This is a genomic window from Bradyrhizobium sp. (assembly GCF_016462955.1).
Taxonomy (GTDB): Bacteria; Pseudomonadota; Alphaproteobacteria; order Rhizobiales; family Xanthobacteraceae; genus Bradyrhizobium.
Genome location: NZ_JAEMSD010000518.1, coordinates 1 through 3,164, shown reverse-complemented (window position 1 = coordinate 3,164; position 3,164 = coordinate 1). Strand labels below are relative to the sequence as shown.

Below are 3,164 nucleotides of genomic sequence, written 5' to 3'. Positions count from 1 at the left end.
AGCGCTTCCACCAGCGCCTTGGCCGGGGCGTCGATCGCCTCGTCGGTCAGCTGGAACGTGAAGTGATGGTGCCCGAGCGCTTGCTCGGCGCCGCAATCGGCCAGCGCCTTCACCGCGTCTTCCGGGTTCATGTGCTGGTCGCGCATGAACCAGCGCGGCTCGTAGGCGCCGATGGGCAGGATGGCGAGGCGCAGCTTGCCGTGCTTCTCGGCGACGCGACGGAAGTGCCGGCCATCGCCGTAGCCGGAATCGCAGACCACGTAGATCTTCCCGGCCGGCGTCTCCAGGACGAAGCTCGCCCACAGCGCCTTGTTGCGATCGAACAAGCCGCGCGCGGTCCAGTGCCTTGTCGGCACCAGATGCACCGCGACGCCTTCGCCGAGCTCGACCCGGTCGTGCCAGTCGAACGCTTCCACGTTGATCGCGGAATCCCAGCTGCGCATCGTGACGTCGTTGCCGAGCGGAGTGACCACGCGCGGGGCAAAATTCTTGGCGAGGCGCGACAATGTCGCGATGTCGAGATGGTCGTAGTGGCCGTGCGAGACCAGCACGACGTCGATCTTCGGCAGCTTCTCGAAGGCGATGCCGGGATCATTGTGCCGCTTCGGGCCGGCAAAGGCGACCGGCGAGACCCGCTCCGACCAGACCGGATCGATGAGGATGTTGAGGCCGGCGGTCTGGATCAGCCAGCTGGCGTGGCCGACAAAGGAGAGCCGCACCTTGTCGCCATCGACACGCGCCGGCGGGGTATCGGCGTGGGGGCTGGGCGCCCAATCCGGCCAGGCTGCGCGCTGGCGCTTGCCGCCGAACTGCCAGCGCAGCACCTCGCGCAGCGATTTCGGCGGCGATCCGTCCGGATCGAAGAAGGTCAGGCCGTCGAAGTGGTCGGAGACGGGGCCGTCATAGGTTTTCATGCTGGACATCCAGAGGGAGGGGACGCCGACCAGAGCGCCGGCTCCGGCAAGCAGTCCGAACAAGCGGCGGCGGGTGACCGGCACGGCGGGTTCTAGGGATGGTCGAGGTGGTAAGACATCACCGCCTATATGGGCAGGGCTGGCGGAAACGGAACCTGCGACAAAAGGGTCACGTTTTCAAAACCTTGCCTTACCAAGATCGGGCCGACACCCTAACTTTCCTTGACTTTTGGGCGGGAGCGGCGTTTAACCCCGCCACTTTCTCGGAAAGGCTTTCTTTTCGACCCGCCGACCGGCCCTCGAGGCCGGAGGTCAACGCCCGACAGCGCTGTGCGCCCTCGGGCGTGAAGGTGTTTGGAGAATTGCTTATCCCGGTAAGTGGTCATCCCCCGCGAAGGCGGGGGATCCAGTACTCCGAGACGGCTCGGCTGGAACCGAGAAGCCGCGGCGTACTGGATGCCCCGCCTTCGCGGGGCATGACGGTGGAGAATAACGGCGCGCCCCTCAACGGGGGACAGCAACAGGACAACGGCATTGTTCGACAATCTGTCGGAACGGCTTGGCGGCATTCTCGATCGTCTGACGGGGCGCGGCGCGCTGACCGAGAAGGACGTCGATGCCGCGATGCGCGAGGTGCGCCGCGCGCTGCTGGAGGCCGACGTCGCGCTCGAAGTGGTGCGCAGCTTCACCGAGCGCGTGCGCGAGCAGGCGATCGGCGCCACCGTCGTCAAGTCTGTGACCCCCGGCCAGATGGTGGTCAAGATCGTCCATGACGAGCTGGTCAACACGCTCGGCGCCGAAAGCCAGAGCATCGACGTCAATTCCGTGCCGCCGGTGCCGATCATGATGGTCGGCCTGCAAGGCTCCGGTAAAACGACCACCACCGCAAAGCTCGCCCGCCGCCTGGTCCAGCGCGACAAGCGCAAGGTGCTGATGGCTTCGCTCGACGTCTACCGCCCGGCGGCGATGGAGCAGCTGGCCGTGCTCGGCCGCGACCTCGACATTCCGACGCTGCCGATCGTCGCCGGCCAGCAGCCGCCGCAGATCGCCAAGCGCGCGCTGGAAGCCGGCAAGCTCGGCGGCTACGACGTCGTGCTGCTCGACACCGCCGGCCGCACCACGCTCGACGAAGAGATGATGGCGGAGGCGGCCGCGATCAAAGCCGCGGCCAATCCGCATGAGGTGCTGCTGGTGGCGGATTCGCTCACCGGCCAGGACGCCGTGAATCTGGCGCGCGCGTTCGACCAGCGCGTCGGCCTCACCGGCATCGTGCTGACGCGAGTGGACGGCGACGGCCGTGGCGGCGCCGCGCTCTCGATGCGCGCCGTCACCGGCAAGCCGATCAAGCTGATCGGCACCGGCGAAAAGACCGATGCGCTGGAAGACTTCCACCCCGATCGTATCGCCGGCCGCATCCTCGGCATGGGCGACGTGGTCTCGCTAGTCGAGCGCGCCGCCGCGAACATCGATGCCGAAAAGGCCGCGCGCACCGCCGAGCGCATGCGCAAGGGTCAGTTCGACCTCAACGACATGCGCGAGCAGCTGCTGCAGATGTCGAGCATGGGCGGCATCAGCGGGCTGATGGGCATGATGCCCGGCATCTCCAAGATGAAGAACCAGATCGCGGCCGCCGGCATCGACGACAAGATCCTGAAGCGCCAGGTCGCGATCATCGATTCCATGACGCGCGACGAGCGGCGTCATCCCGACCTGCTCAAGGCCAGCCGCAAGAAGCGCATCGCCGCGGGCTCCGGCCAGAGCGTCGAGCACGTCAACAAGCTGCTCAAGATGCACCGGAACATGGCCGACGTGATGAAGGCCATGGGCTCGGGCAAGCGCGGCCCGCTCGCCGGCATCGCGCAGGCCATGGGCTTTGGCGGCGGCATGAAGCCTCCCTCTCCGGAAGAGATGAAGGCGCTGCAGGAGAAGATGCAGAGCGGCGGCGGACAGGGCCTGCCCAATCTGCCGAAGGATCTGCCCGCCGGCTTGCGCCAGGGCCTTCCGAATCTGCCCGGACTGACCGGGCTGAGCGGCAAGCCGACGCTGCCCGGCCTCGGCGGTTTCCCGGGCAAGAAGAAATGAGGAATTCGTCGCACGGGATCGCATTGGTCTCGCGCGGCGCGGAAATACCAATCAACCGAACAAAGCGTACTTTGAAGGAGAACTGAATGTCCGTCGTTATCCGCCTCGCCCGTGCAGGCACCAAGAAGCGTCCGGTCTATCACGTCGTCGTCGCCGACTCGCGCTTTC

Annotated in this window: 2 protein-coding genes and 1 pseudogene; 2 read left to right on the top strand and 1 reads right to left on the bottom strand. The window is 66.5% G+C overall.

The features are described 5' to 3' along the window. A partial coding sequence (locus tag JHD07_RS33270; protein WP_291629851.1) for an MBL fold metallo-hydrolase occupies window positions 1-998 on the bottom strand: 998 nt, incomplete at its 3' end. 450 nt (window positions 999-1,448) lie between these two features. On the opposite strand from JHD07_RS33270, the gene ffh reads away from it, so the two are divergent. Both ffh and JHD07_RS33260 read left to right on the top strand, forming a co-directional pair. After that, window positions 1,449-2,996 (top strand): signal recognition particle protein, encoded by a 1,548-nt coding sequence (gene ffh / locus JHD07_RS33265; protein WP_291629842.1) that lies wholly within the window; start codon window positions 1,449-1,451, stop codon window positions 2,994-2,996. 86 nt (window positions 2,997-3,082) lie between these two features. Then, window positions 3,083-3,164 (top strand): annotated as a pseudogene (locus tag JHD07_RS33260) (30S ribosomal protein S16); the annotation flags it as partial.